This window comes from Ensifer sp. Root31 (assembly GCF_001424825.1).
GTDB classification, from domain to species: domain Bacteria; phylum Pseudomonadota; class Alphaproteobacteria; order Rhizobiales; family Rhizobiaceae; genus Ensifer; species Ensifer canadensis.
This window is the reverse complement of sequence record NZ_LMCO01000001.1, coordinates 556,714-577,971: the sequence shown is the minus strand read 5'-3', so window position 1 is coordinate 577,971 and position 21,258 is coordinate 556,714. Positions and strand designations below refer to the sequence as shown.

General features: G+C 60.5%; 22 protein-coding genes. 14 read left to right on the top strand and 8 right to left on the bottom strand.

Going from position 1 to position 21,258, the window contains the following annotated elements:
• The first annotated feature begins 4 nt into the window (after positions 1 to 4).
• From ASD00_RS02845 to deoA, 4 genes are read left to right on the top strand one after another with little or no spacing between them, the layout of a single operon-like run.
• On the top strand, positions 5 to 976 hold the full coding sequence (locus ASD00_RS02845; protein ID WP_057204426.1) for an ABC transporter permease: 972 nt from the start codon (positions 5 to 7) through the stop codon (positions 974 to 976).
• Positions 977 to 980: 4 nt separating this feature from the next.
• A complete protein-coding gene (locus ASD00_RS02840) occupies positions 981 to 1,373 on the top strand; it encodes a cytidine deaminase (RefSeq protein WP_025425379.1) in 393 nt (130 codons plus the stop codon).
• The gene (locus ASD00_RS02835) at positions 1,370 to 2,176 is read left to right on the top strand and encodes a purine-nucleoside phosphorylase (RefSeq protein WP_025425380.1); all 807 of its coding nucleotides are present in this window, start codon (positions 1,370 to 1,372) and stop codon (positions 2,174 to 2,176) included. The genes ASD00_RS02840 and ASD00_RS02835 overlap by 4 nt, the downstream gene beginning before the upstream one ends.
• Positions 2,173 to 3,489, top strand: coding sequence for a thymidine phosphorylase (deoA, locus tag ASD00_RS02830; protein ID WP_025425381.1), 1,317 nt, complete (start codon positions 2,173 to 2,175; stop codon positions 3,487 to 3,489). Before ASD00_RS02835 ends, deoA begins: the two co-directional genes overlap by 4 nt.
• Here the strand turns inward: deoA and ASD00_RS02825 are convergent.
• The 7 genes from ASD00_RS02825 to ASD00_RS02795 all read right to left on the bottom strand — a co-directional run bounded on the left by ASD00_RS02825 (position 3,482) and on the right by ASD00_RS02795 (position 9,196).
• Positions 3,482 to 4,012, bottom strand: a complete 531-nt coding sequence (locus ASD00_RS02825) for a TIGR02281 family clan AA aspartic protease (protein WP_057204423.1) — start codon at positions 4,010 to 4,012, stop codon at positions 3,482 to 3,484. The two genes, deoA and ASD00_RS02825, sit on opposite strands and share 8 nt — an antisense overlap.
• Before the next feature lie 143 nt (positions 4,013 to 4,155).
• A complete protein-coding gene (gene upp / locus ASD00_RS02820) occupies positions 4,156 to 4,785 on the bottom strand; it encodes a uracil phosphoribosyltransferase (protein WP_057204421.1) in 630 nt (209 codons plus the stop codon).
• Between the two features lie 234 nt (positions 4,786 to 5,019).
• Positions 5,020 to 5,988, bottom strand: coding sequence for an adenosine deaminase (locus ASD00_RS02815; RefSeq protein ID WP_057204419.1), 969 nt, complete (start codon positions 5,986 to 5,988; stop codon positions 5,020 to 5,022).
• Complete coding sequence (locus ASD00_RS02810) at positions 5,985 to 7,205, bottom strand: phosphopentomutase (protein ID WP_057204417.1); 1,221 nt, start codon at positions 7,203 to 7,205, stop codon at positions 5,985 to 5,987. Before ASD00_RS02810 ends, ASD00_RS02815 begins: the two co-directional genes overlap by 4 nt.
• A gap of 219 nt (positions 7,206 to 7,424) precedes the next feature.
• Positions 7,425 to 8,000 carry a TadE/TadG family type IV pilus assembly protein gene (locus ASD00_RS02805; protein ID WP_057204415.1) on the bottom strand — a complete coding sequence of 192 codons (576 nt, stop codon included), beginning with the start codon at positions 7,998 to 8,000 and terminating at the stop codon, positions 7,425 to 7,427.
• 23 nt (positions 8,001 to 8,023) lie between these two features.
• Positions 8,024 to 8,656, bottom strand: coding sequence for a TadE/TadG family type IV pilus assembly protein (locus ASD00_RS02800; protein ID WP_057204413.1), 633 nt, complete (start codon positions 8,654 to 8,656; stop codon positions 8,024 to 8,026).
• A 117-nt stretch (positions 8,657 to 8,773) separates the two neighbouring features.
• Positions 8,774 to 9,196 (bottom strand): pilus assembly protein N-terminal domain-containing protein, encoded by a 423-nt coding sequence (locus ASD00_RS02795; protein WP_057204411.1) that lies wholly within the window; start codon positions 9,194 to 9,196, stop codon positions 8,774 to 8,776.
• Between the two features lie 252 nt (positions 9,197 to 9,448).
• Between ASD00_RS02795 and ASD00_RS02790 the strand changes: the two genes are divergently transcribed.
• The 9 genes from ASD00_RS02790 to ASD00_RS02750 all read left to right on the top strand — a co-directional run bounded on the left by ASD00_RS02790 (position 9,449) and on the right by ASD00_RS02750 (position 18,489).
• On the top strand, positions 9,449 to 9,634 hold the full coding sequence (locus ASD00_RS02790) for a Flp family type IVb pilin (protein WP_057204409.1): 186 nt from the start codon (positions 9,449 to 9,451) through the stop codon (positions 9,632 to 9,634).
• Between the two features lie 147 nt (positions 9,635 to 9,781).
• Positions 9,782 to 10,297 (top strand): prepilin peptidase, encoded by a 516-nt coding sequence (locus ASD00_RS02785; protein WP_057204406.1) that lies wholly within the window; start codon positions 9,782 to 9,784, stop codon positions 10,295 to 10,297.
• 147 nt (positions 10,298 to 10,444) lie between these two features.
• Entirely contained in the window at positions 10,445 to 11,257 is an 813-nt protein-coding gene (gene cpaB, locus ASD00_RS02780) for a Flp pilus assembly protein CpaB (RefSeq protein ID WP_057204404.1), read from the top strand.
• A complete protein-coding gene (locus ASD00_RS02775) occupies positions 11,254 to 12,813 on the top strand; it encodes a type II and III secretion system protein family protein (RefSeq protein WP_057204402.1) in 1,560 nt (519 codons plus the stop codon). Before cpaB ends, ASD00_RS02775 begins: the two co-directional genes overlap by 4 nt.
• A gap of 57 nt (positions 12,814 to 12,870) precedes the next feature.
• Positions 12,871 to 13,566 (top strand): CpaD family pilus assembly protein, encoded by a 696-nt coding sequence (locus ASD00_RS02770; RefSeq protein ID WP_057204400.1) that lies wholly within the window; start codon positions 12,871 to 12,873, stop codon positions 13,564 to 13,566.
• 18 nt (positions 13,567 to 13,584) lie between these two features.
• Positions 13,585 to 14,874: a CpaE family protein gene (locus tag ASD00_RS02765; protein ID WP_057204398.1), complete on the top strand. Its 1,290-nt coding sequence runs from the start codon at positions 13,585 to 13,587 to the stop codon at positions 14,872 to 14,874.
• A 133-nt stretch (positions 14,875 to 15,007) separates the two neighbouring features.
• The gene (locus ASD00_RS02760; RefSeq protein WP_057204396.1) at positions 15,008 to 16,474 is read left to right on the top strand and encodes a CpaF family protein; all 1,467 of its coding nucleotides are present in this window, start codon (positions 15,008 to 15,010) and stop codon (positions 16,472 to 16,474) included.
• An 8-nt stretch (positions 16,475 to 16,482) separates the two neighbouring features.
• Positions 16,483 to 17,493, top strand: a complete 1,011-nt coding sequence (locus ASD00_RS02755) for a type II secretion system F family protein (RefSeq protein ID WP_057204394.1) — start codon at positions 16,483 to 16,485, stop codon at positions 17,491 to 17,493.
• Between the two features lie 9 nt (positions 17,494 to 17,502).
• Positions 17,503 to 18,489 (top strand): type II secretion system F family protein, encoded by a 987-nt coding sequence (locus tag ASD00_RS02750; RefSeq protein ID WP_057204392.1) that lies wholly within the window; start codon positions 17,503 to 17,505, stop codon positions 18,487 to 18,489.
• A 315-nt stretch (positions 18,490 to 18,804) separates the two neighbouring features.
• Here the strand turns inward: ASD00_RS02750 and ASD00_RS02740 are convergent, their stop codons facing one another.
• Complete coding sequence (locus tag ASD00_RS02740) at positions 18,805 to 19,626, bottom strand: tetratricopeptide repeat protein (RefSeq protein WP_057204444.1); 822 nt, start codon at positions 19,624 to 19,626, stop codon at positions 18,805 to 18,807.
• A gap of 134 nt (positions 19,627 to 19,760) precedes the next feature.
• Here ASD00_RS02740 and ASD00_RS02735 point away from each other — a divergent pair, with 134 nt between their 5' ends.
• On the top strand, positions 19,761 to 21,152 hold the full coding sequence (locus tag ASD00_RS02735) for a M17 family metallopeptidase (protein ID WP_025425399.1): 1,392 nt from the start codon (positions 19,761 to 19,763) through the stop codon (positions 21,150 to 21,152).
• The last annotated feature ends 106 nt before the right edge of the window (positions 21,153 to 21,258 follow it).

The window sequence follows — 21,258 nt, the reverse complement described above, 5'->3', positions numbered from 1 at the left end:
AGCCATGGATTTCTTCCACGTCATCGTGGTGCTCCTCGAGTCCACCATCCGCGTCTCCGTTCCGCTGATCTTCGCAGCCCTCGCCGGTCTCTTCACCGAGCGTGCCGGTATCTTCGATATCGGCCTTGAAGGAAAAATGCTGGGCGCCGCCTTTGCCGCCGGCGCGGTCGCAGCGATCACCCAATCCGTCTGGCTGGGACTGCTTGCGGGCATCCTCATCTCGATCGCCCTGTCCCTTGTCCACGGCTATGCGTCGATCACCCAGCGCGGCAACCAGATCGTCTCCGGCGTTGCCATCAACTTCATCGTCGCGGGTTCCACCGTCATCCTCGGTGAGGCCTGGTTCCGTCAGGGCGGGCGCACGCCGGCACTGGCCGAAGGTGCAAGGTTCCAGACGATCACTTTTCCCTTCGCGGACGCCATTCGCGATGTTCCCTTCATCGGGCCGATCTATGCCGATCTGCTCTCCGGGCATTTCATCCTGACCTATGTGGCCTTCGCCATGGTGCCGCTCAGCTGGTGGATCCTCTACCGCACCCGCTTCGGCCTGCGGCTCCGTGCGGTCGGGGAGAACCCGGGTGCCGTCGACACCGCCGGCATTTCGGTGGTCTGGATGCGGTACCGCGCCGTCATCTGCTGCGGCATCCTGTGTGGCTTTGCCGGCGCCTACCTGTCGCTGGCGATGACCGCCGGCTTCGTCAAGGGCATGACCGCCGGCAAGGGCTACATCGCGCTTGCAGCGCTGATTTTTGCCAAATGGCGGCCATTCAACATCATGCTTGCCTGCCTGCTGTTCGGCTTCCTCGATGCGTTTGCGATCCGCCTGCAGGGCAATCCCCTGCCGCTGATCGGCCAGGTGCCGGTGCAGCTGATGCAGGCATTGCCCTATATTCTCACCGTCATCTTGCTTGCCGGCTTCATCGGCAAGGCAATCCCGCCGAAGGCCGGCGGTGTCCCCTATGTGAAGGAGCGGTAAGGCTATGGAAAACGAACTCTTCGAAGCCGCACGCGAAGCGATGGCCAAGGCGCATGCGCCCTATTCCAAGTTTCCGGTGGGCGCCGCGATCCGTGCGGAAGACGGCCATATCTACACCGGCGCCAACATTGAAAACCTCTCCTTCCCGGAAGGCTGGTGTGCCGAGACCACGGCCATCAGCCACATGGTCATGGCCGGCCAGCGCAAGATCATGGAAGTCGCCGTTATCGCCGAGAAGCTGGCGCTCTGCCCGCCTTGCGGCGGGTGCCGGCAACGGCTTGCGGAGTTTTCCGGCGCCAGCACGCGCATCTACCTCTGCGACGAGACGGGCGTGAAGAAGACGCTCGCCCTGTCCGATCTGCTACCGCACAGCTTCGAGACCGAGATCCTCGGATGAGCAGCGCTGCTGAATTCCTGAGGGGCAGGCTCGGCGGCCTGGCTCCCCGCTATGGTATTGTCCTTGGTTCAGGGCTTGGGACGCTCGTCGAAGCGGTCAGTAACCCGACACGCATTTCCTATGCCGACATCCCGGGTTTTCCCGTCAGCAGCGTTTCTGGCCATGCCGGCGAACTCGTCGCAGGTTTGCTCGGCGCCGTCCCGGTCGTCATGCTGTCCGGCCGGGTGCATTACTACGAGAGCGGCGATGCCAACGCGATGCGCGTGCCGCTGCAGACGCTGAAGAAACTCGGCGTCGAAAATCTCGTGCTCACAAACTCCGCTGGCTCGCTGCGTGATGATCTGCCGCCGGGTTCGGTCATGCGGATCTCGGATCACATCAACTTTTCCGGATTCAATCCACTGATTGGCGTCGAAAGCGACGATCGCTTCGTCGGCATGACCAACGCCTATGACACCGAGCTTGCGACGCGCATGCGGCGCGCGGCCGACCGGATGGGCATTCCGCTGCAGGACGGCGTTTACATGTGGTTCTCCGGGCCGAGCTTTGAAACGCCAGCGGAAATTCGCATGGCGCGCGTGCTCGGCGCCGATGCGGTCGGCATGTCGACCGTGCCGGAAGTCATTCTCGCGCGCTTCCTCGGCCTCAAGGTTGCTGCAGCGTCGGTGATCACCAATTTCGGCGCGGGCATGACGGGCGGCGAACTCAGCCATCACGAGACGAAGGACATGGCGCCGGTCGGCGGCAAACGCCTGGCCGCCATTCTCAAGGAGATGATTTCCACGGACGCGGCGGTTCAGTGACCATGCTTCCCCAGGAGATCATCCGCCGCAAGAGAAACGGCGAGCGCCTCGAGGCGGCAGATATCACGGGCTTCGTCCGCGGCCTTTCCGATGGTTCGATCTCGGAGGGTCAGGTCGCTGCCTTCGCTATGGCTATCTGGTTTTCGGGCATGAGCCGGGACGAGACGGTGGCGCTGACGCTCGCCATGCGCGATTCCGGCGAAACCCTCGACTGGAGCAGCATCGGCCGACCCATTGTCGACAAGCATTCCACCGGAGGCGTCGGCGACAACGTCTCGCTGATGCTTGCCCCGATAGTCGCAGCATGCGGTTTGGCCGTGCCGATGATCTCGGGACGGGGATTGGGGCACACGGGCGGCACGCTCGACAAACTCGAATCCATACCCGGCTATGATATTCAGCCGTCTGCTGCGCTATTCCGAAAGACGGTCGACGAGGTCGGCTGCGCCATCATCGGCCAGACCGCCAATCTGGCGCCCGCCGACAAGCGGCTCTACGCCATCCGTGACGTGACGGCGACCGTCGATTCAGTTCCGCTGATTACCGCATCGATCCTTTCCAAGAAGCTTGCCGCCGGGCTGCAGTCGCTGGTGCTCGACGTCAAGCTCGGCAATGGCTCGTTCATGGGCGATGCTGGCGAAGCCGAGGCACTCGCCCGGTCGCTAGTTGATGTCGCCAATGGTGCCGGCGTTCGCACGTCGGCATTGCTGACGGATATGAACGAGCCCTTGGCCGATGCGGCTGGAAACGCGCTTGAAATCCGGAACTGCGTCGCCTTTCTCAAGGGCGAGAAAAGCGGCACCCGCCTTGAAACCGTGGTCATGGCTTTCGCCGCGGAGATGCTCGTCGCGGCCGGTGTGGCAGTCGACCCGGTAGCCGGCGAAGCATTGGCGCGCACGGCGCTTGCAAACGGTGCAGCGCTTGAGCGTTTCGCCAGGATGGTTTACGCGCTCGGTGGTCCCGCCGATTTCGTCGAGCGTCCCGAACAGCACTTGGCGCCTGCCCCAGTTATCCTTCCGGTGGAAGCAGAAAGAGACGGCTATCTACAATCCTGCCGGACCCGTGACCTTGGCATGGCCGTCATCGCTCTGGGTGGCGGTCGGACACATCCGAACGACAGGATCGATCATCGGGTCGGCTTTGCCGAGCTGAAACCGTTGGGAACGCGAGTTGCCGAGGACGAACCGATCGCCTTCGTCCATGCGGCGGACGAGACCGCGGCCGAACATGCGCGGCAAGAGCTGCTGGCGCTCTATACGATCGCCGACGCTCAGCCTGAGGTGCGCTCGCCAATCCTTTCAAGGATCACCTGACCAGATGCAGCGCGCCGTTTTCGACGCGGTAGGACGATAGTCGGCCGAGGAAGCTCATGCCGACGAGCATGCCGGCAAGCGCCTTGTCGGGCAGCACCAGGGCGTCGACGTCGCGCAACGATATGCCGCCGATTTCGACCCTCGTCAGCTTGGCCCGCGCTGCATCGACATCGCCATTGGCCGTTCGAACGCGTGCGTTGAAAGTAAGCGCTCCGGCAGACAGGCCGAGCCTGCGCGCGGTCGAGACATTGATCGCGATGGTGCTGGCGCCGGTATCGACCATGCCCCGTTCGGTGCGGCCGTTGATGCGGAACGCTCCGAAGAAATGGCCCGAGCGGTCGGCTTCGAGCACCACGCCTTTTCCCGAAGCATATTTCGCCGTCGTTGCCGGAAGGGAGTTGTTCACCGCCGGTTTGTCCGTGGCGGCAGTCTCAGCGCTCGAGAGATAGGAACTCGCGAGGTCAGGAATGACCAGGGCCGCAATAGCGATACCGCCGGCGAATGTCAGCAGACGGACGAACATGACCTGACCTCCCGCGCATCGGGCCGCAGACGCCCGCGCCGATGAAGTCCAGTAGAGCAGGGGATGGCTAATGCGATACAAAAAAACCGCCGGTTTGCCGGCGGTTTTTCATCAATTTTGCGCTCTGGTTAAGAAACGGAAAATTACTTGGTTCCATACATGCGGTCGCCGGCATCGCCGAGCCCGGGCATGATGTAGCCGAGTTCGTTCAGGTGGCTATCGATCGACGCCGTGAAGATCGGCACGTCGGGGTGGGCGGCCTGGAAGTTGCGAATACCCTCGGGCGCTGCGAGCAGGCAGAGGAAGCGCAAGTTCTTCGCGCCACGTTCCTTCAGCTTGTCGATGGCCGCGATCGAGGAGTTGCCGGTCGCAAGCATCGGATCGACGACGATGATCAGACGCTCGGATAGGTTCTCGGGCGCCTTGAAGTAATACTCCACCGGCTTCAGCGTCTCGTGGTCGCGGTAGACGCCGATATGGGAGACGCGGGCCGACGGCACGAGTTCGAGCATGCCTTCAAGCAGGCCGTTGCCGGCGCGCAGGATCGAAGCGAAAACGAGCTTCTTGCCTTCGAGCACCGGTGCGTCGATCGCCTGCATCGGCGTCTCGATGCGCTCCATCGTCAGTTCCAGATCGCGCGTCACCTCGTAGCAGAGCAGCGTCGAGATTTCCCGAAGCAGCCGCCGAAAACCCGCGGTCGAGGTTTCTTTCTTGCGCATGATGGTCAGCTTGTGTTGCACAAGCGGATGATCGATCACTGTTACGCCGTCCATGGCCACCTTCCCCGAAGTTTATGTATCCGCCCTTTTTCCATGGAATGCTCCGCGGCCGCAAGGGCGTTGGGCGGCTCGTTGTGTTCATCCCCAACCGCGGCCACCCGCGCTACTGCATAATTCCTTAAATCGGAATCGATTTAAGGAGAAAATTATGCAGCAAGCTTAAAGCGCTACCGCGTCCTTAACGCGTCAAATTTGACGCGCGGCGCTGTAGGTGAACGCAAGGCTCGGTCAGATTAGGGCAAGCAGTTTCTGGCGGGTCGCCTCGTCGACGAAAGCCGCCTGGATCGCCGTCCTGGTCATGCTATTGATGTCGTCGTCGCCAAACCCCATCACCGAAGAAGCTATGTCATATTCCTGGGCTAGCGAAGTGTGGAAGAAGGGCGGGTCGTCGGAATTGAGCGTCACCCGCACCCCGGCGCCATGCAGGCTCCGCAAGGGGTGCGCGGCGAAGTCCGGGAAGACCTGCAGGGAAATGTTGGATCCGGGGCAGACCTCCAGAACGACGCCGTCGTCGGCAAGCCGCTTGACGAGATCGGCGTCTTCGATCGCCCGCACGCCGTGGCTGATGCGCGACGGCCTGATATGGTCGAGCGCATCGCGCACACTGAAGGCGCCGGAAAGCTCGCCTGCGTGAATGGTCAAACCCAGGCCGGCGTCACGGGCGATATCGAATGCCCGGGCAAAATCGGCGACGCGGTGCATGCGCTCCTCACCCGCCAGATTGAAGCCGGTGACCAGCGCATGGTCTCTCCTGGCGGCAAATTCGGCCGTCTTGGCGACCGATTCCGGCCCGAGATGACGGATGCCGGTTATCAGCATGCGCGATTCGATCCCGGTCTTTGCCTTGGCGGCCTCCATGCCGGCGGCAAGCCCCTCAAGATAAGCGTCGGCCCCGAGGCCGATCGTGTTGCCGTGATCCGGCGAGACGATGATCTCGCTGTAGATCGTTCCGACCTCGGCCAGTTCCGTCAGATAGGCTTCGGCCAGAAGTGCATAGTCTTCCTGCGTGCGAAACAGCGAGGCGACACTGTCGTAGCACTTCACAAAGCTGGTAAAGTCTGTCCAGACATAGGCTCGGTCGGCGATGATCTCGCTGGTGTCGAGCCCGTACTTCTCCGCCTGCAGCAGCGCCAATTCCGGCGGTGTCGCGCCCTCGATGTGGCAGTGCAGTTCCGCCTTCTTCAGATGTGCGGTCAAATGAGGCTTCTCCCATGTAGGCCGGGTGCGATCCCGAGATGTCTGGCGACCGTTTCGCCGATATGCGCAAAGGTGTTGGCAACGCCGAGCGAACGGCTGCGCACAGCCGGGCCGAACATCAGCACCGGCACGCGCTCGCGCGTGTGGTCCGTTCCGCGCCAGGTCGGGTCGCAGCCATGGTCCGCCGTGAGAATGACGATATCGCCGGGTTTCAGCCGCCGGTCGAGATCGGGCAATCGTGCGTCGAAGGCTTCAAGCGCCGCGGCATAGCCGGCGACATCGCGGCGGTGGCCGAAGAGCATGTCGAAGTCGACGAAGTTGGTGAAGACGAGGTCGCCATCCTCCGCCTCGTCGATCGCCGCCAGGCTGGCGTCGAAGAGCGCCATGTTGCCGTCCGCCTTGGTCAGCTTCGTCACGCCCTGATGGGCGAAGATGTCACCGATCTTGCCGATCGCATGCACGGTGCGCCCCGCTTGCGCCAGCCGGTCGAGGACCGTCGGCTCGGGCGGCAGCACCGAGTAGTCGCGCCGGTTGCCGGTGCGGGCAAAGGTCTGCGCGTTGTGGCCGATGAAAGGACGGGCGATAACGCGGCCGATATTGTAGTCGTCGAGCAGGCGCCGGACGACCTGGCAGAATTCCAGCAGGCGCTCCAGGCCGAAGGTGTGCTCGTGGGCGGCGATCTGAAAGACGCTGTCCGAGGAGGTGTAGCAGATCGGCTTTCCCGTTCGCATATGCTCCTCGCCGAGGCGAGCGATGATATCAGTACCGGATGCATGGCAGTTGCCGAGAATGCCGGGAATGTCGCCCTCGCGGCAAATCGCTTCGATCAATTCGGCGGGAAACGCGTCGCCCTCGGCCGAGAAGTAACCCCAGTCGAACATGACGGGCGTTCCCGCGATTTCCCAATGGCCCGATGGCGTGTCTTTGCCGCGCGAGACTTCGCTGGCAGCGCCATAGGCACCGTAGACCCGGCCCGGAACCGGCATGCCCGCCGGCACGCGGCCCGTGGCCAATTTCGCCGCATGCACGAGCCCGAGCGCAGACATGTTGGGAAGGTGCAGCGGGCCTTCGCGCACACCGGCGCGATCTGCGGCGCCCGTCGCGCAAAACTCGGCGATGTGACCAAGCGTGTCGGCACCCAGGTCGCCATAGGTTTCGGCATCCGGCGCACCGCCTATACCGAAGGAATCGAGGACAAAGAGAAACGCGCGCGCCATGAAAGTTCCGGTAAGCCGAAGCGCGGGGCAGGGCCTGCGGTCCGGTGCTGCAACGAGCGCGGACGCAGATGCCGCCAGCGCAATCCCGAAGGAATACCGCCGGCGACGCCGCAATGCAATGCGTCTTATTAGACGCGCAAAGGTCGCTGTAGCACTTTGAATGGCTGCATGTTTTGATCCTTAAATCGAATAGGATTTAAGGAAACATGCAGTAGGCGGTCAGCAATCCGGGCACTTTATGGTTTCGGCCTGGCGTGAGCGGAAATACGCGGTTTTGGACAGATTTACGATCTTCGTGCTGGATGCAAGGCTCGGCGCGAACATCAACAGTTCATGCTGAACGACCAGCTCCGTACGGATGATGAAGGCCGTGGTTGCGGTAAACTGGCTCGGAACGGTGGTGGTTGAGTTGACAGCATACGGCACGGCGCCGTTTTGGTCGCGCGACCAGACGACGGTTCCCGTGTTCGTTCCGCTGACCTCGATGCCGGTGATCTTGAGCGTGTATTTTGAACCCTCGTACGGGGCGAGGATGCTTTTCACCACATTCGACATGTTTCCCAGATAGGTCTTGTTGACCTCGCTTTGCTGGGAAACCAGATCGGCAACCGCGCTGGAGGCGCGCGCAGCCTTGCCCGCTACGGTAAAGCCGAGCGATAATTCGAATGCGCCGACGTAAATCATGATCAGCAGCGGCGTGACGATGGCAAATTCGACACCGCCAAGCCCGCCCCGGTCTTTGAGCAGCGAGCGGAAGCTTGCGAAGGTCAGGCGGATTGTCGTCATCCAGTGCATCGCTAAAGTCTTCACGACGCGCCTCACTCGTTTTCTGTGCGGAAAGTGGTTGTGGAAACCATGAGATAGTCTTTAGGCATGCTGGATCCGGCCGGGCGCAGGTTGGTCACAAATGGCCTGATCAGATCGGTCGTCACACTCCAGCGATAATACGCGCGCATGACATTGAAGGATCCGGGGCCGCCCGGCGCAAACTTCAGTTCGGCTGTCTTGAGATCCGACGACGACGAGGTGTCCATTCGCGGGACGAGCACCGGGAATTTGGTGAGATCGGTGACACTTCTGACGTCGATATAGAGCTTCGAGGCTTGGGCAGCCTCCGTCGCCGAGCATGTCATCAACACCGAGATTTCGTTGCAGAATGCCTGGCGAAACTTGACCTCGTCCATATCAGTCGCCGGCTTGCCGCGGTTGAAGGTAATTTCGCCGGTGCGGATCTTGCGTGCCAACGTCTCCGTCGCGTTGGCCAGGAGCTGGTCGCCATAGAAGGCGAGGAATGTTTCGATGGAGGCGAAAATCACTATGAAGAAGGGAAGAGCCAGTATCGCGAACTCAATGCTCGCGGTGCCCTTTCTGTCGCGCCGGAAACGCCTCAATACGCCTCTTGGAGGCTTTGCGGCTTTTTGGGGCTGCAGTGTTTCCTGCTCGATGCTCATCGCGCCGTCCCATCATGTTACGCCTGACGGAAAGGGAAGATAGGGAGCAACTATTGATATTTCGTTTGCGATAATCGCGGGTATTTTAGTGAATTCCCAGTGTTTCTCGCAGTTTGTTCAGCTCCCACCACTTGCGGTTTTGCGCTCGACATGCCGCTCGCAACTTGGCGTACAGGAAAGGACTGTGCGCGACGTCTGTCGATAGACGCGCAGAGTGTTTGCTTCGTCGATCGACACGAGAATTTGCTCATCGACGATGGCGTTTCCGTCCTGATCGAGAATGACAAGATTTGTCGTGCCGAAACTACGGCCGGTAATGACGATCGTGCGGGCGTCGGCCACAGTTGCGTCTGCAACTTCCGCGTTGCCGATGATAACTTTGGCGACCGGCCGGTCGAGCTTGAGCACCCGTGCGTGGTCCATGTAGACGCGCATCATATCGTCCTGCGCGTTTGCGACCGACGCCGCCATGAGCGAAAGCATGCCGAAGATCGCAACTGTCAGCGTGGCGGTCCGGTTGGCCGCGAGGGGCAAAATCATGGTAGGTCCCTGATATGGCGTTCTCCCCATCATCGGCACTCTTGGTGAATGAACCGTTAAGCCGAGTCGGCGCATCCTAAGCCGGCACATTTCCTATTCGCTTACCCAAAAATCAGCGGTGGGCCGTTAATCTTTTGGTAGCTGTCTTCCTTAAGCCGATAGCAATTCGCCAGGATTAGATTGAGTTCATCCGATCAACGGCAACAGTTGGCGGACGTGCTGAACAACAAACGTGAAGTTAGGAGAATCATCATGAAGAAGATTTTTGCCCGTCTGATGAAGGACGAGTCCGGCGCAACCGCCATCGAATACGGCCTGATCGCCGCTCTGATCTCCGTTGCCCTCATCGGCGGCGCGACCGCCCTGGGCAACCAGCTTGATCTGCTCTTTAACGGGCTCTCGACTGAAATGTCGACCGCCGTCAAGAGCATGCCGTAATAATTCGGACTATCGTCCTTTTCTTCTGAAGGCCGTTCCCGTGTGGAGCGGCCTTTGGTCTTTATGGCGCCGTTCGATCTCTCCGCGAGATTATTCTTCGTTTATAAATTCACTGCAATGTATCCATTCCACGAATAGGAAAGTGTTATGAGTAGCGCTGCGGTCTTTATTGTATTCCCTCTTTGCTTGGCATTCGCTGCAATGTCGGATTTGCTCACGATGACTATCCCGAATCGTGTGTCAGCCGTTCTCCTAGGTACATTTTTTGTCGTTGCCTTGATGTCCGGCTTCGATTTTTGGCAGATCGGTTTGCATGTCGCTGCCGCGGCGGCTGTCTTCGCGGTTTGTTTTCTTCTTTTTGCGTTGAATGTCATGGGTGGCGGTGACGCCAAGCTTTTGACCGCGTGCGCAGTCTGGTTTGGCCTCACCAACGCCTTGGTAGCGTTTCTCATTTATGTATCGTTGTTCGGCGGCCTTTTGACTGTAGCCATCCTGTTGCTCAGGACGCAGGAGACCAGAATATTGGCGGCTGGGATTCCGCTTCCGCGCCTCCTGTTTACGGCCAAGAAGATTCCCTATGGCATTGCAATCGCACTTGGAGGATTTGTTGCCTATCCGGCGTCGCCCCTCATGTTGCAGGCATTTTCTCAGCTAAAGGGCTAGACACGAGCCGCTTGTCTTGCTGATCAAGGCAATGAGTGAAGGTTGTATAATAATTGTTAACCATGCCCGTAAGAGGCTTGTTAACTATAATTACACCAATTCCTGATCAATCTGACCCCGGCATATCTGCGGGGCTCAGAAACGATCATGAAACCGGTTCGCATCATCATACTGGCGGTGGCCGTCGCCTCGGCGGCGATGGCCGGGTTGTTGGCGATGAAGCTGACCCGTGGTCCCTCGCCACAAATGGCGGAGCCGCTGATCGAGCGAGCGCCGACCGTCAATGTCCTTGTTGCGAGCAAGAGCTTGCCCGTCGGGTCGCGGTTGGGTGGTGATGCTGTCCATTGGATGGCATGGCCCAAGGACGGTGTCGTCGACGGGCTCATCACCGAAGAAAACCGTCCTTCTGCCGTTGAAGACCTAACCGGCGCAGTCGTTCGCCTGCCGATCTTTAACGGCGAGCCCGTGCGCAGCGAGAAGGTCGCGGACTCCTCCAGCCGAATCATGTCGTCGCTATTGCCTGCTGGCAAGCGCGCCGTTGCCACAGAGATCACAGTGGCGACCGGCGCCGGCGGCTTCATCCTGCCCAATGACCGCGTCGACGTCATCATGGTCCGTAAATCGGACGGCGATCTCTACCTGACGGAAACCGTGCTCAGCAATGTTCGCGTGCTGGCGATTGATCAGCAGGTCGAGGAGAAGGATGACGGCTCAAAATCCGTTGTCGGTACCACGGCGACGCTGGAACTGACGCCGGATCAATCAAAGGTCATGACCGTCGCGCAGCAAATGGCTGAACGCATCTCACTTGCCCTTCGCAGTGTCGCGGATGCTCAAGAGCCGGATACGAACGCCGCGGATTACCTTCTGAGTGGCGATGGCCAGCCCAGCATCCAGGTCATCAAGTCGGGCTCGATCGTCAAGAACGACGGTGCCATCAGCCAAGGCCAGCAACAATGAGCGATCGAGCGGAGCGCAAGGTGAAGCGGAGCGGGAATAAATTTCGGACGTCTGTTGCAGCCGGTCTGTCGTTTTGCCTGACATTCTCGGGCATGGCGCTGCCAACGCTCCCGTTCGCCCATGCGGCCGCCTCGTCGGTCGTCAGGATCGTTGAAAGCGGGCCCGGGGTGAAGAAGAAGATCAGCCTGGGGCTGAACAAGGCCGTCGTCGTCGATCTACCGGCCGATGCCCATGATATTCTCGTCGCCGACCCATCGCTCGCCGATGCCGTCACGCGCACGTCCAGGCGTATCTATCTCTTTGGAAAATCCGTTGGGCAGACCAACATTTTTGTCTTCGGGCCGAATGGCGAAGAGATCGTCAGTCTTGACGTCGAGGTTGAGCGCGACATCGCCAATCTGCAGTCAAACCTGCGTCGTTTCATTCCCGATGCCGAAATCAACGTTGAGATCATCTCCGACAACATCGTGCTGACGGGTACCGTGCGCACACCGCTCGATTCGACGCGAGCCGTCGATCTCGCCAAGGCCTTCCTGCAGGGCGGTGAAGCGACGACACGCAACATCACTGCGCAGGGAAACAATGGTGATGCCGATATCTTTGCCGAGGATCGGCAGGTCTCGCAGATTGTCAACCTGTTGACCATCGAAGGTGACGATCAGGTCACGCTGAAGGTGACGGTTGCCGAAGTGAGCCGCCAGGTCTTGAAGCAATTGGGCTTCAACGGGCGTGTAGGAGACGGCGAGAGCGGTATCGGCTTCCGCAATCCTGCAAACCTCGGTGATGCGATCAGTGTCGGCGCAAACGCGCTGATCAAGGGATCCATCGGCGGAACGACGATCTCGAGCTACATCAATGCGATGGAGCAAGCCGGTGTCATGCGCACACTGGCAGAACCCACCTTGACGGCAATTTCGGGACAAGAGGCCAATTTCTATGTCGGTGGGGAATTTCGGCTCGGCGGCACCCAGGAAGTCAAGGTCGACGACAAAACCGGCGACCCAACGGTTACGCGTGAGATCAACGACGTCGAATATGGAATTCGCCTGAACTTCAAGCCGGTCGTCCTGGGACCGGGCCGTATCAGTCTGCAGATCGAAACCAACGTTTCCGAGCCGACCTATGAGGGCTCGATCGTCACCGGCAACGGCGTCACCTCTGTCCCTGGCAACACCTTCCTCGGCATCCGCAGGCGCGAGGCGTCGACCAGTGTCGAGCTTCCCTCGGGCGGCTCTATCGTCATCGCCGGCCTCGTGCAGGACAATATCCGTCAGGCGATGTCCGGCCTGCCGGGAGCGTCGAAGATCCCGGTCCTCGGAACGCTCTTCCGCAGCAAGGATTTCGTGCGCAACGAAACCGAACTTGTCATCATTGCGACGCCCTACCTCGTGCGCCCGGTTGCCAGAAGCGCGATCGCCAGGCCCGACGACAATTTCAACCCTGCCAATGATCTCGACAGCTTCTTCCTTGGTCGCGTGAACCGCATCTACGGGCGCCCGGAAGCATCCGCACCGGCGGGTCAGTACCATGGCAATGTTGGCTTCATCTACAAATAGGGCTGGGTCATGCAAACGCGAAGCAGCTTCCACGAGAATTCTGAAAGGCCGAGTGCCATGTCCCTCAACAGATCCGGAGTTCCCGTCCGTCATTTGCGGCGTGCTGCAATCCTCCTCGTGGCTGCCGGGCTGCTTGTCGGCTGCGGCACCAAGGATAATCTTTCGACGGGCTCCATCCCCGATGATTACCGGACACGGCATCCGATCGTGCTTGCCGAGGGCGAGCGTACGATCGATATCCCCATTGCCTCCGGTGACCGTCGGCTGACGCAAGGCACGCGCGACGTCATCAGCGGCTTTGCTGCCGATTATCGCAATTCATCGACTGGCGTCGTCCAGATCATGCTGCCGCGCGGCTCGGCAAACAGCCATGCCGTGCAGGCCATGCGCAAGGAGATCCGCAGCGTTCTCGTCGCGGCTGGCGTCCCCGCGAAGCGGCTGATCGAGGCCGGCTACGAGGCCGGTCCCATGGGTGATGCCGCTCCGGTTCGCTTGAGCTATGTGGCGATCACCGCCCAGACCGGTCCCTGTGGTGAGTGGCCGGAGGACGTTGCACTCAACACGATCCAGAACCGCAACTACTATAATTTCGGCTGCGCGTCGCAATCCAATCTGGCGGCCCAGATCTCCAATCCGACCGATCTGCTCGGCCCGCGCCAGATGTCGCCGATCGATGCGGAGCAGCGCGGCCAGGTCATCACGGACTGGCGCGGAACCGAAAAGAGTGACGGACCCGTCATCATCGTCAATTGATATCGTTGGGATCAGCAGATGAGCACCATTGAGTACAGGATCGAAACGGGGGCCGGGGCGGGCGATTCCGTTTTCGATACGGTGCAACCGGGCGACCTTGAGCAGGTCCGTCCGCTGCCGCGCATTTCTATCCATGCCTTTTGCGAAAGCGAGGCGATGCAGCGGCTGATGGAGCGTTGCGGCCAGGACCGCCGCATGGCGAAGGTTAGCCTGCGCATCAACAGTGGCGGCATTGATGCTGCGGCAAACATGTTTGCGACGGTGTCGACGCCGAATCTGATCATTCTGGAAACGGCAACAGAGCCGCGGTCGCTTTTGACGGAGCTAGCACCTTTGGCTGCGGTCTGCGACCCAAGCACCAAGGTCGTTCTCGTCGGCAAACACAACGATATCGCCCTTTATCGCGATCTCATCCGCAACGGCATTTCCGAGTATATGGTCGCGCCGGTGGCGATGCCGGATATTCTGTCGGCGGTTTCATCGATTTTCGTCGATCCCGACGCCGAGCCGCTGGGGCGCAGCCTGGCCTTTATCGGCGCCAAGGGCGGCAGCGGTTCCTCGGCTATCGCGCACAATTGCGCCTGGGGCATTTCTAACCTTTTTTCGACCGAAACCATTCTTGCCGATCTCGACCTGCCCTACGGCACGGCCAATATCGATTTCGATCAGGACCCGCCAACGGGCATCTCGGAAGCGGTTTTCGCACCGGAGAGGCTCGACGAGGTCTTTCTCGATCGTCTTCTGACCAAATGCTCCGAGCATCTTTCGCTGCTGGCGGCGCCGTCGATGCTGGATCGCGCCTATGACTTCGAGGGTGGCGCCTTTCATCCGATCCTCGAGATCTTGCAACGCAGTGCACCCGTTTCGGTGCTCGACATCCCGCATATGTGGACGGAATGGACGCGCGCGGTTCTCGGCGAAGCCGATGAGATCGTGATCACAGCCGTGCCTGATCTCGCAAGTCTTCGCAACACGAAGAACCTGCTCGATGCCTTGAGGAAGCTTCGGCCGAACGACAAGCAACCTCATCTCATCTTGAATCAGGTGGGCATGCCGAAGCGTCCGGAGATTGCGGTGAGCGAATTCTGCGAGTCGCTGGAAATCGAAGCGGCCGCCATCATCCCGTTCGACGCCGTTCTCTTCGGCAACGCGTCGAACAGCGGCCGCATGATTGCGGAGATCGACAAGAAGTCGGCCGCTGCCGAAACCTTCTCCCAGCTCGCGCACCTGCTGACCGGCCGTGCGTCGATGAAGAAGGCGCGACGCGGCGGTCTCGGCAAGGTGCTGGCCGCACTCGGCAAGAAATAGACGACGCATACTGCATAATTCCTTAAGTCGGATTCGATTTAAGAAAAAAATTATGCAGCAAATCTAAAGCGTTACAGCGTCCTTAGCGCGTCATGCTTGACACGCGGCGCTGTACAACGGACGGATCAGGAACATGTTCGGCAAACGCGGAAACGAAGGCTTCGGCAAGAGCGGCACGACAGGTGCTGCTCTGCCGCCGATCGTCCCTGCCACGCAAGCGGCCGTCATCGAGCGCGCCCACGTGCCGGTGCTTGGCGATGCTCAAGCACCGGCGTCGCGTCCGCAATCGCCAGCTCCGGCACAAAGAAAGCGACCCGCCCGCAACGAGGACTACTACGATACGAAGTCGCAGGTTTTCTCCGCGCTGATCGATACGATCGATCTTTCGCAGCTGGCGAAACTCGACACGGAAAGCGCTCGCGAAGAAATTCGCGATATCGTCAATGACATCATCACGATCAAGAACTTCGCGATGTCGATCTCCGAGCAGGAGGAACTGCTCGACGATATCTGCAATGACGTCCTTGGCTATGGACCGTTGGAGCCGTTGCTCGCGCGCGATGATATTGCCGATATCATGGTCAATGGTGCCGGTCAGACCTTCATCGAAGTGGGCGGCAAGACGATCGAATCCGAAGTCCGATTCCGTGACAATGCCCAGCTCCTGTCGATTTGCCAGCGGATCGTCGGACAGGTGGGGCGGCGCGTCGACGAATCCAGCCCTATCTGCGACGCGCGTCTTCCCGACGGCTCGCGCGTCAACGTCATTGCGCCGCCGCTTGCCATCGACGGCACCGCTCTGACGATCCGCAAATTCAAGAAGGACAAGCTGAAGCTCGATCAGCTGGTGAAATTCGGCGCAATCACGCCCGAGGGGGCAGTCCTTCTCCAGATCATCGGCCGCGTCCGCTGCAACATCGTCATCTCCGGCGGTACCGGTTCGGGCAAGACGACGCTTCTGAACTGCCTGACCGGCTTCATCGACCTCGACGAGCGAGTGATTACCTGCGAAGACACCGCCGAACTGCAATTGCAGCAGCCGCACGTGGTTCGCCTCGAAACCCGACCGCCGAATATCGAAGGCGAGGGTGAGATCACCATGCGGGATCTCATCAAGAACTGCCTGCGTATGCGGCCCGAGCGCATCATCGTCGGCGAAGTGCGCGGACCTGAGGTGTTCGACCTGCTGCAGGCGATGAACACCGGCCATGACGGTTCCATGGGGACGATCCACGCCAATACGCCGCGCGAATGCCTGGCGCGTATGGAATCGATGATCGCCATGGGCGGCTACACCCTGCCGGCCAAGACTGTGCGCGAGATCATCTCCGGATCCATCGACGTCATCATCCAGGCCGCGCGTCTGCGCGACGGTTCGCGCCGCATCACCCACATCACCGAAGTGGTCGGTATGGAAGGCGACGTCATCATCACGCAGGATCTGATGCGCTACGAGATCGAAGGGGAAGATGCCAACGGCCGTATTGTCGGCCGCCACGTATCGACCGGCATCGGTCGCCCGCACTTTTGGGATCGCGCCCGGTACTTCAACGAAGACAAACGCCTGGCGGCGACACTCGACGCTATGGACAAGGGCTAGGAGCCGCGATGTTCGGCATAGGCATCCCCGTCCTGGCGCTGGCCTTCCTCGTCGCAATTTCAGCGGCGGCCCTTGCCTATGTTGTCCTGTATTCGCGGATAGAAACCGAGAAGAAGGCGGAAGGTCGAATTCGCAAAGTCGGCGCCGCCGAAACAGATCGGGTCAAGGTCAAGGCAGCTCGCGATCGTGTCAACGAAATGTCGAAGCGACGCAAGTCCGTTCAGGACTCGTTGAAGGAACTCGAGAAGAAGCAACAGGAAAAATCGAGCAAGACGGCGCCATCGATGAAGGCCCGCCTGGCACAGGCAAACCTGTCCATTTCCCTGACGCAGTTTTATCTTTTCAGTGCGGCTTTCGGCTTCGTCGCCTTCATCATAACGCTCATGGCTGGCGCCGGTCTCGCGATCTCGGCTGGCATCAGCCTGATCGCCGCCGCTGGCCTGCCACGCTGGTTCATCGGCTTCCTGATCAAGCGTCGCTGCAAGAAATTCCTTGAGGAGTTTCCGAACGCGCTCGACATCATGGTTCGCTCGATCAAATCGGGTCTTCCGTTGAATGATGCCCTGCGCCTCATCGCCGGTGACGGCCAGGAGCCGGTCAAAACCGAATTTCGCCGCGTCGTCGATTCTCAGCAGGTCGGCCTCAGCGTCACCGAGGCATGCGCCCGCATGATCAATAGCATTCCACTGGCAGAGGTGAATTTCTTCGCCATTGTTATTGGTATTCAGGCGCAGGCGGGTGGCAACCTGTCCGAAGCGCTCGGCAACCTGTCGAAGGTGTTGCGTGAACGAAAGAAGATGAAGGCCAAGGTCAGCGCTCTGTCGATGGAGGCAAAGGCTTCGGCTTGCATTATTGGCGCCCTGCCATTCATCGTGTCGTTCCTCGTTTACGTTACCTCACCCGACTACATGATGGTCCTGTTCACTGACCCGCGCGGCCATCTCATCATTGGCGCTGGCTTGGTCTGGATGAGTATCGGCATTCTGGTGATGCGCAACATGATCAATTTCGATATCTGAGGGACGATTATGAGCGAAGGATTGATCAAGACACTGACGGATCCCAATGTCGTCTTTGCCGTTCTTGTCTCATTTGCAGTGCTGGCGACCTTCTATTCTCTCGTGGTGCCGCTCTTGGAGCGCGGAGACCTCGGCAAGCGGATGAAATCGGTGGCGACCGAGCGCGAACAGATCCGCGCACGGGAACGCGCGCGCCTGGCGGCCGAAGTCTCGAGCGGCAAGGCCAATTTGCGCGGTCAGAACAATACGTCCGTTCGCCAGGTGGTCGAGCGGCTGAATCTGCGCAAAGCCCTCGTTGACGACAACACGGTCAACCGTCTCAAGACGGCGGGCTATCGGTCCCAGAACGCGCTCAACACCTTCCTCTTCGCGCGCTTCTGCCTTCCGTTCCTGTTCCTGGTCATCGCGATCATCTATGTTTTCGTGCTCGGCAATTTTGCCGAAAAGCCGTTCATGATGCGGTTCGCATTTGCCGTCGGTTTTGCCTATGTCGGCTTCTATGCGCCGAACATCTTTGTCGCCAACGCCATCTCGAAGCGACAGCATTCCATTCGTCGCGCCTGGCCGGATGCGCTCGATCTCCTGCTGATCTGCGTTGAATCCGGCGTCTCGATGGAGCTTGGCATGCGGCGCGTTGCCGATGAAATTGCCTCCCAGTCGCCGGCTCTGGCGGAGGAATTGGTGTTGACGACGGCCGAGCTTTCCTTCCTGCCCGAACGCCGGATCGCGCTCGAAAACCTCGGCCACCGGACGGGCCTCGATGATGTGAAATCGGTGGTTCAGGCGCTGATCCAGGCCGACCGCTACGGCACCCCGATTGCCCAGGCGCTGCGCGTTCTGGCGCAGGAAAGCCGCGATCAGCGCATGAATGCCGCTGAAAAGAAGGCGGCGGCGCTGCCGCCCAAGCTCACAGTGCCGATGATCCTGTTCTTCCTGCCGGTTCTCGTCGCCGTCATCCTCGGTCCGGCCGGCATCCAGGTCGCCGATCGTTTCTGATCCCGCTGCTGCACAATTCTTCAGAGCGGATGCAATTTGGGAAATTGTGCCGAAAAGTCGGGCCGCCCATGGCGCTCGTCGCGTATTCCATTGAACGCGCGAGGCTGTGGAGGCTTGCAAATCAGAGGCGGCTTGAGATCAGCCTAGCGCATGTCACTATCGCAAAACCGCTACGCACTTTTGCGCGACATGCGCAAAAACAAAGGCTTAAAGCGCAGTCAGCGATTCCTACAGCGCAGCACGTCTTATTAGACGCGCAAAGGTCGCTGTAGCGGGCTTGGGGCGTGCGACAGACACCGGTTCCGTTCCGTGATCTCAGTTGGTGTTGGTTTCGTCCGCCTTGGCCAGCTGCGTCCACGCACCTTGCTGCGACAGCATCGAGCGCAGATATTTCACGTTGGCTTCTGCCTGCTCCCCGGAAAGCTCCTGGCGGGCGATCGTTTCGGCCTCTTGAAAGCGTCCCTGCAGCCCGACGGCGAGTGCGAGGTTCTGCCGTACGCTGCTGTCGGCGCCGGGTTGGCTCGCGGCGGACTTGAGATAGGTCTCCGCCGTGCGCAGGTCCTTGGTCAGAAGATAGGACATGCCGAGGTTGGAGAGCACCGAAGGCTCGTTCGGCTTGAGCTCGAGCGCTTCGCGATAGCGCAGGCGCGCCTCCTGGGCACGTCCGAGTTGGTCAAGGATCGCGCCCTCGGCCGATTTCAGCTTCCAGTCCGGCCGATCCGGCGTCTGCGCGCGACTGATCGTGTTCAGTGCCTGATCCAGTTGTCCGGCCGCTGCCTGCGCCTTGCCGTAGGCGCCGAGGACCTCGCGGTCCCGCGGATGGTTGATGGCGACCTGCTGCATGACGGCAAGCGCCTGTTCGTTGCGCCCGGTCATGCGCAGAAGATTGGCGTAGTTGAGCCCCGCCTCGCGATCCCGCGGGTTCTTCTCATAGGCCTGGCCGATGCCTTCGGCTGCCTGGGACAGTTCCGATGCGGTCATCGATTGAACCGACTTCGACGTGCCCGAAATGGAACCGGTCGTCAGCTCCTTCTTCGGCTGGTTGGCACAGCCGGCGACAGACAGGGCGACGATCGCGATCGCGGCGCCTTGCAGCAGACGGTTGGCGTTTAGGGATGAGATCGTGCGTTTGGCCATCGGCGGTGTCCCCAGCATGCATTCGCGCACCAGAACTCCAAACAACATCGGCGCAACTTTCACTCCAGCAATAATCTGTTAACCCTAACAGAGCGTTAATTGCGCGAATCCATCTCTGTCAGCCGAGGACTTCCATGGCCCCCTATCAGTTCATCGAGCGGCCGTCGCCGTTCAACACCAGCGCAGGCAAGACTCTGCCGATCTTCGCGGTCACGCCGGCGCATATCGAAACGGGAGCCATCGATCCGATCGCGCTTGATTGGGCCCGAAAGGCCGGCTTCAAGGCCGAATCGGGCGCGGTCCTTCTGATCCCATCCGCCGATGGCCATCTCGGCGGCGCGCTCTTCGGCCTGGGCGGCAACCCATCCGAGGCGCCGTTCCTGACCGGCAAGCTCGCGCGCGCCCTGCCACCCGGCAAGTGGCATATCGAAACGGCGCCGCTCACAGCCAACCGGCTGGCACTCGGCTATGGTCTCGGCTCCTATCGCTTCGAGCGTTACAAGTCGGCAAAGGGCGAGCCGCCGACCTTGCTCATCCCGACCGATGCCGATGCTGCCGATATCAAGCGTCAGCTCGCCGGCGTCTTCCTTGCCCGCGACCTCATCAACACGCCGACCAACGACATGGGCCCTGAGGCGCTGGAAGCAGCATTCCGCGCACTTGCGACGCACTACAAGGCGGATGTCTCGGTGATATCGGGCGAGGCTCTTCTGACGCAGAACTTCCCGCTTGTTCACACGGTCGGCCGTGCGAGCGCAGAAGCGCCGCGTCTTCTTGAACTGCGCTGGGGCAAGAAGGGCCACAAGAAAGTGACGCTGGTCGGCAAGGGCGTCTGCTTCGACACCGGCGGCCTCGACATCAAGCCCGCTTCCTCAATGCTGCTAATGAAGAAGGACATGGGCGGTGCCGCCAACGTCATGGGCCTCGCGCTGATGATCATGGATGCAAAGCTCAAGGTCGATCTGCGCGTCATCATCCCCGTCGTCGAGAACTCGATCTCCGCCAATGCCTTCCGGCCGGGCGACATCTATCGCAGCCGCAAGGGCCTGACGGTGCAGATCGACAACACCGATGCCGAAGGCCGTCTCATTCTTGCCGATGCGCTCGCCTATGCCGACGAGGAAAAGAACGAGCTGCTTGTCGATATGGCAACGCTGACCGGTGCCGCCCGCGTTGCACTCGGTCCCGACCTGCCGCCGTTCTTCACCGACGACGCCGAGCTGGCGCAGGATCTCTCTGAGGCGAGCCTCAGCGTCGACGATCCGATGTGGCGCATGCCTCTGCACATGGGCTACGACAAGGACGTCTCCGCGCGCATTGCCGACCTGACGAACGCGCCTTCGGGCGGCATGGCAGGTTCGATCACCGCCGCGCTCTTCCTCAAGCGCTTCGTCACCAACACCAAAAGCTGGGTGCATTTCGATATCTTCGGGTGGGCCCAGTCCGAGCGGCCGCATTCGCCTGTTGGCGGTGAGGCTCAGGCTATTCGCGCGCTCTATCAGCATATCGGGCGGATCGCCAAGTAAGTCTCTGATGAAGACGACCGGCGCTGACCCTGCGCCGGTCGTCCGAAAAAGCAACGCTTGCGTAACGGTCCGCCGCTATGGTGGCGGACTACCGCAGCGCCGCGCT

Bases quoted from the DNA above. Each gene is read 5' to 3' on its own strand.
- ASD00_RS02735 (WP_025425399.1), top strand. From the start codon at position 19,761: ATGGCCCCCTATCAGTTCATCGAGCGGCCGTCGCCGTTCAACACCAGC.
- ASD00_RS02765 (WP_057204398.1), top strand. From the start codon at position 13,585: ATGAGCACCATTGAGTACAGGATCGAAACGGGGGCCGGGGCGGGCGAT.
- ASD00_RS02755 (WP_057204394.1), top strand. From the start codon at position 16,483: ATGTTCGGCATAGGCATCCCCGTCCTGGCGCTGGCCTTCCTCGTCGCA.
- ASD00_RS02795 (WP_057204411.1), bottom strand. From the start codon at position 9,196: ATGATTTTGCCCCTCGCGGCCAACCGGACCGCCACGCTGACAGTTGCG.
- ASD00_RS02750 (WP_057204392.1), top strand. From the start codon at position 17,503: ATGAGCGAAGGATTGATCAAGACACTGACGGATCCCAATGTCGTCTTT.
- upp (WP_057204421.1), bottom strand. From the start codon at position 4,785: ATGGACGGCGTAACAGTGATCGATCATCCGCTTGTGCAACACAAGCTG.
- cpaB (WP_057204404.1), top strand. From the start codon at position 10,445: ATGAAACCGGTTCGCATCATCATACTGGCGGTGGCCGTCGCCTCGGCG.
- ASD00_RS02775 (WP_057204402.1), top strand. From the start codon at position 11,254: ATGAGCGATCGAGCGGAGCGCAAGGTGAAGCGGAGCGGGAATAAATTT.
- ASD00_RS02805 (WP_057204415.1), bottom strand. From the start codon at position 8,000: ATGCACTGGATGACGACAATCCGCCTGACCTTCGCAAGCTTCCGCTCG.
- ASD00_RS02840 (WP_025425379.1), top strand. From the start codon at position 981: ATGGAAAACGAACTCTTCGAAGCCGCACGCGAAGCGATGGCCAAGGCG.
- ASD00_RS02785 (WP_057204406.1), top strand. From the start codon at position 9,782: ATGAGTAGCGCTGCGGTCTTTATTGTATTCCCTCTTTGCTTGGCATTC.
- ASD00_RS02835 (WP_025425380.1), top strand. From the start codon at position 1,370: ATGAGCAGCGCTGCTGAATTCCTGAGGGGCAGGCTCGGCGGCCTGGCT.
- ASD00_RS02770 (WP_057204400.1), top strand. From the start codon at position 12,871: ATGTCCCTCAACAGATCCGGAGTTCCCGTCCGTCATTTGCGGCGTGCT.
- ASD00_RS02800 (WP_057204413.1), bottom strand. From the start codon at position 8,656: ATGAGCATCGAGCAGGAAACACTGCAGCCCCAAAAAGCCGCAAAGCCT.
- ASD00_RS02740 (WP_057204444.1), bottom strand. From the start codon at position 19,626: ATGGCCAAACGCACGATCTCATCCCTAAACGCCAACCGTCTGCTGCAA.
- ASD00_RS02825 (WP_057204423.1), bottom strand. From the start codon at position 4,012: ATGTTCGTCCGTCTGCTGACATTCGCCGGCGGTATCGCTATTGCGGCC.
- ASD00_RS02810 (WP_057204417.1), bottom strand. From the start codon at position 7,205: ATGGCGCGCGCGTTTCTCTTTGTCCTCGATTCCTTCGGTATAGGCGGT.
- ASD00_RS02790 (WP_057204409.1), top strand. From the start codon at position 9,449: ATGAAGAAGATTTTTGCCCGTCTGATGAAGGACGAGTCCGGCGCAACC.
- ASD00_RS02760 (WP_057204396.1), top strand. From the start codon at position 15,008: ATGTTCGGCAAACGCGGAAACGAAGGCTTCGGCAAGAGCGGCACGACA.
- ASD00_RS02845 (WP_057204426.1), top strand. From the start codon at position 5: ATGGATTTCTTCCACGTCATCGTGGTGCTCCTCGAGTCCACCATCCGC.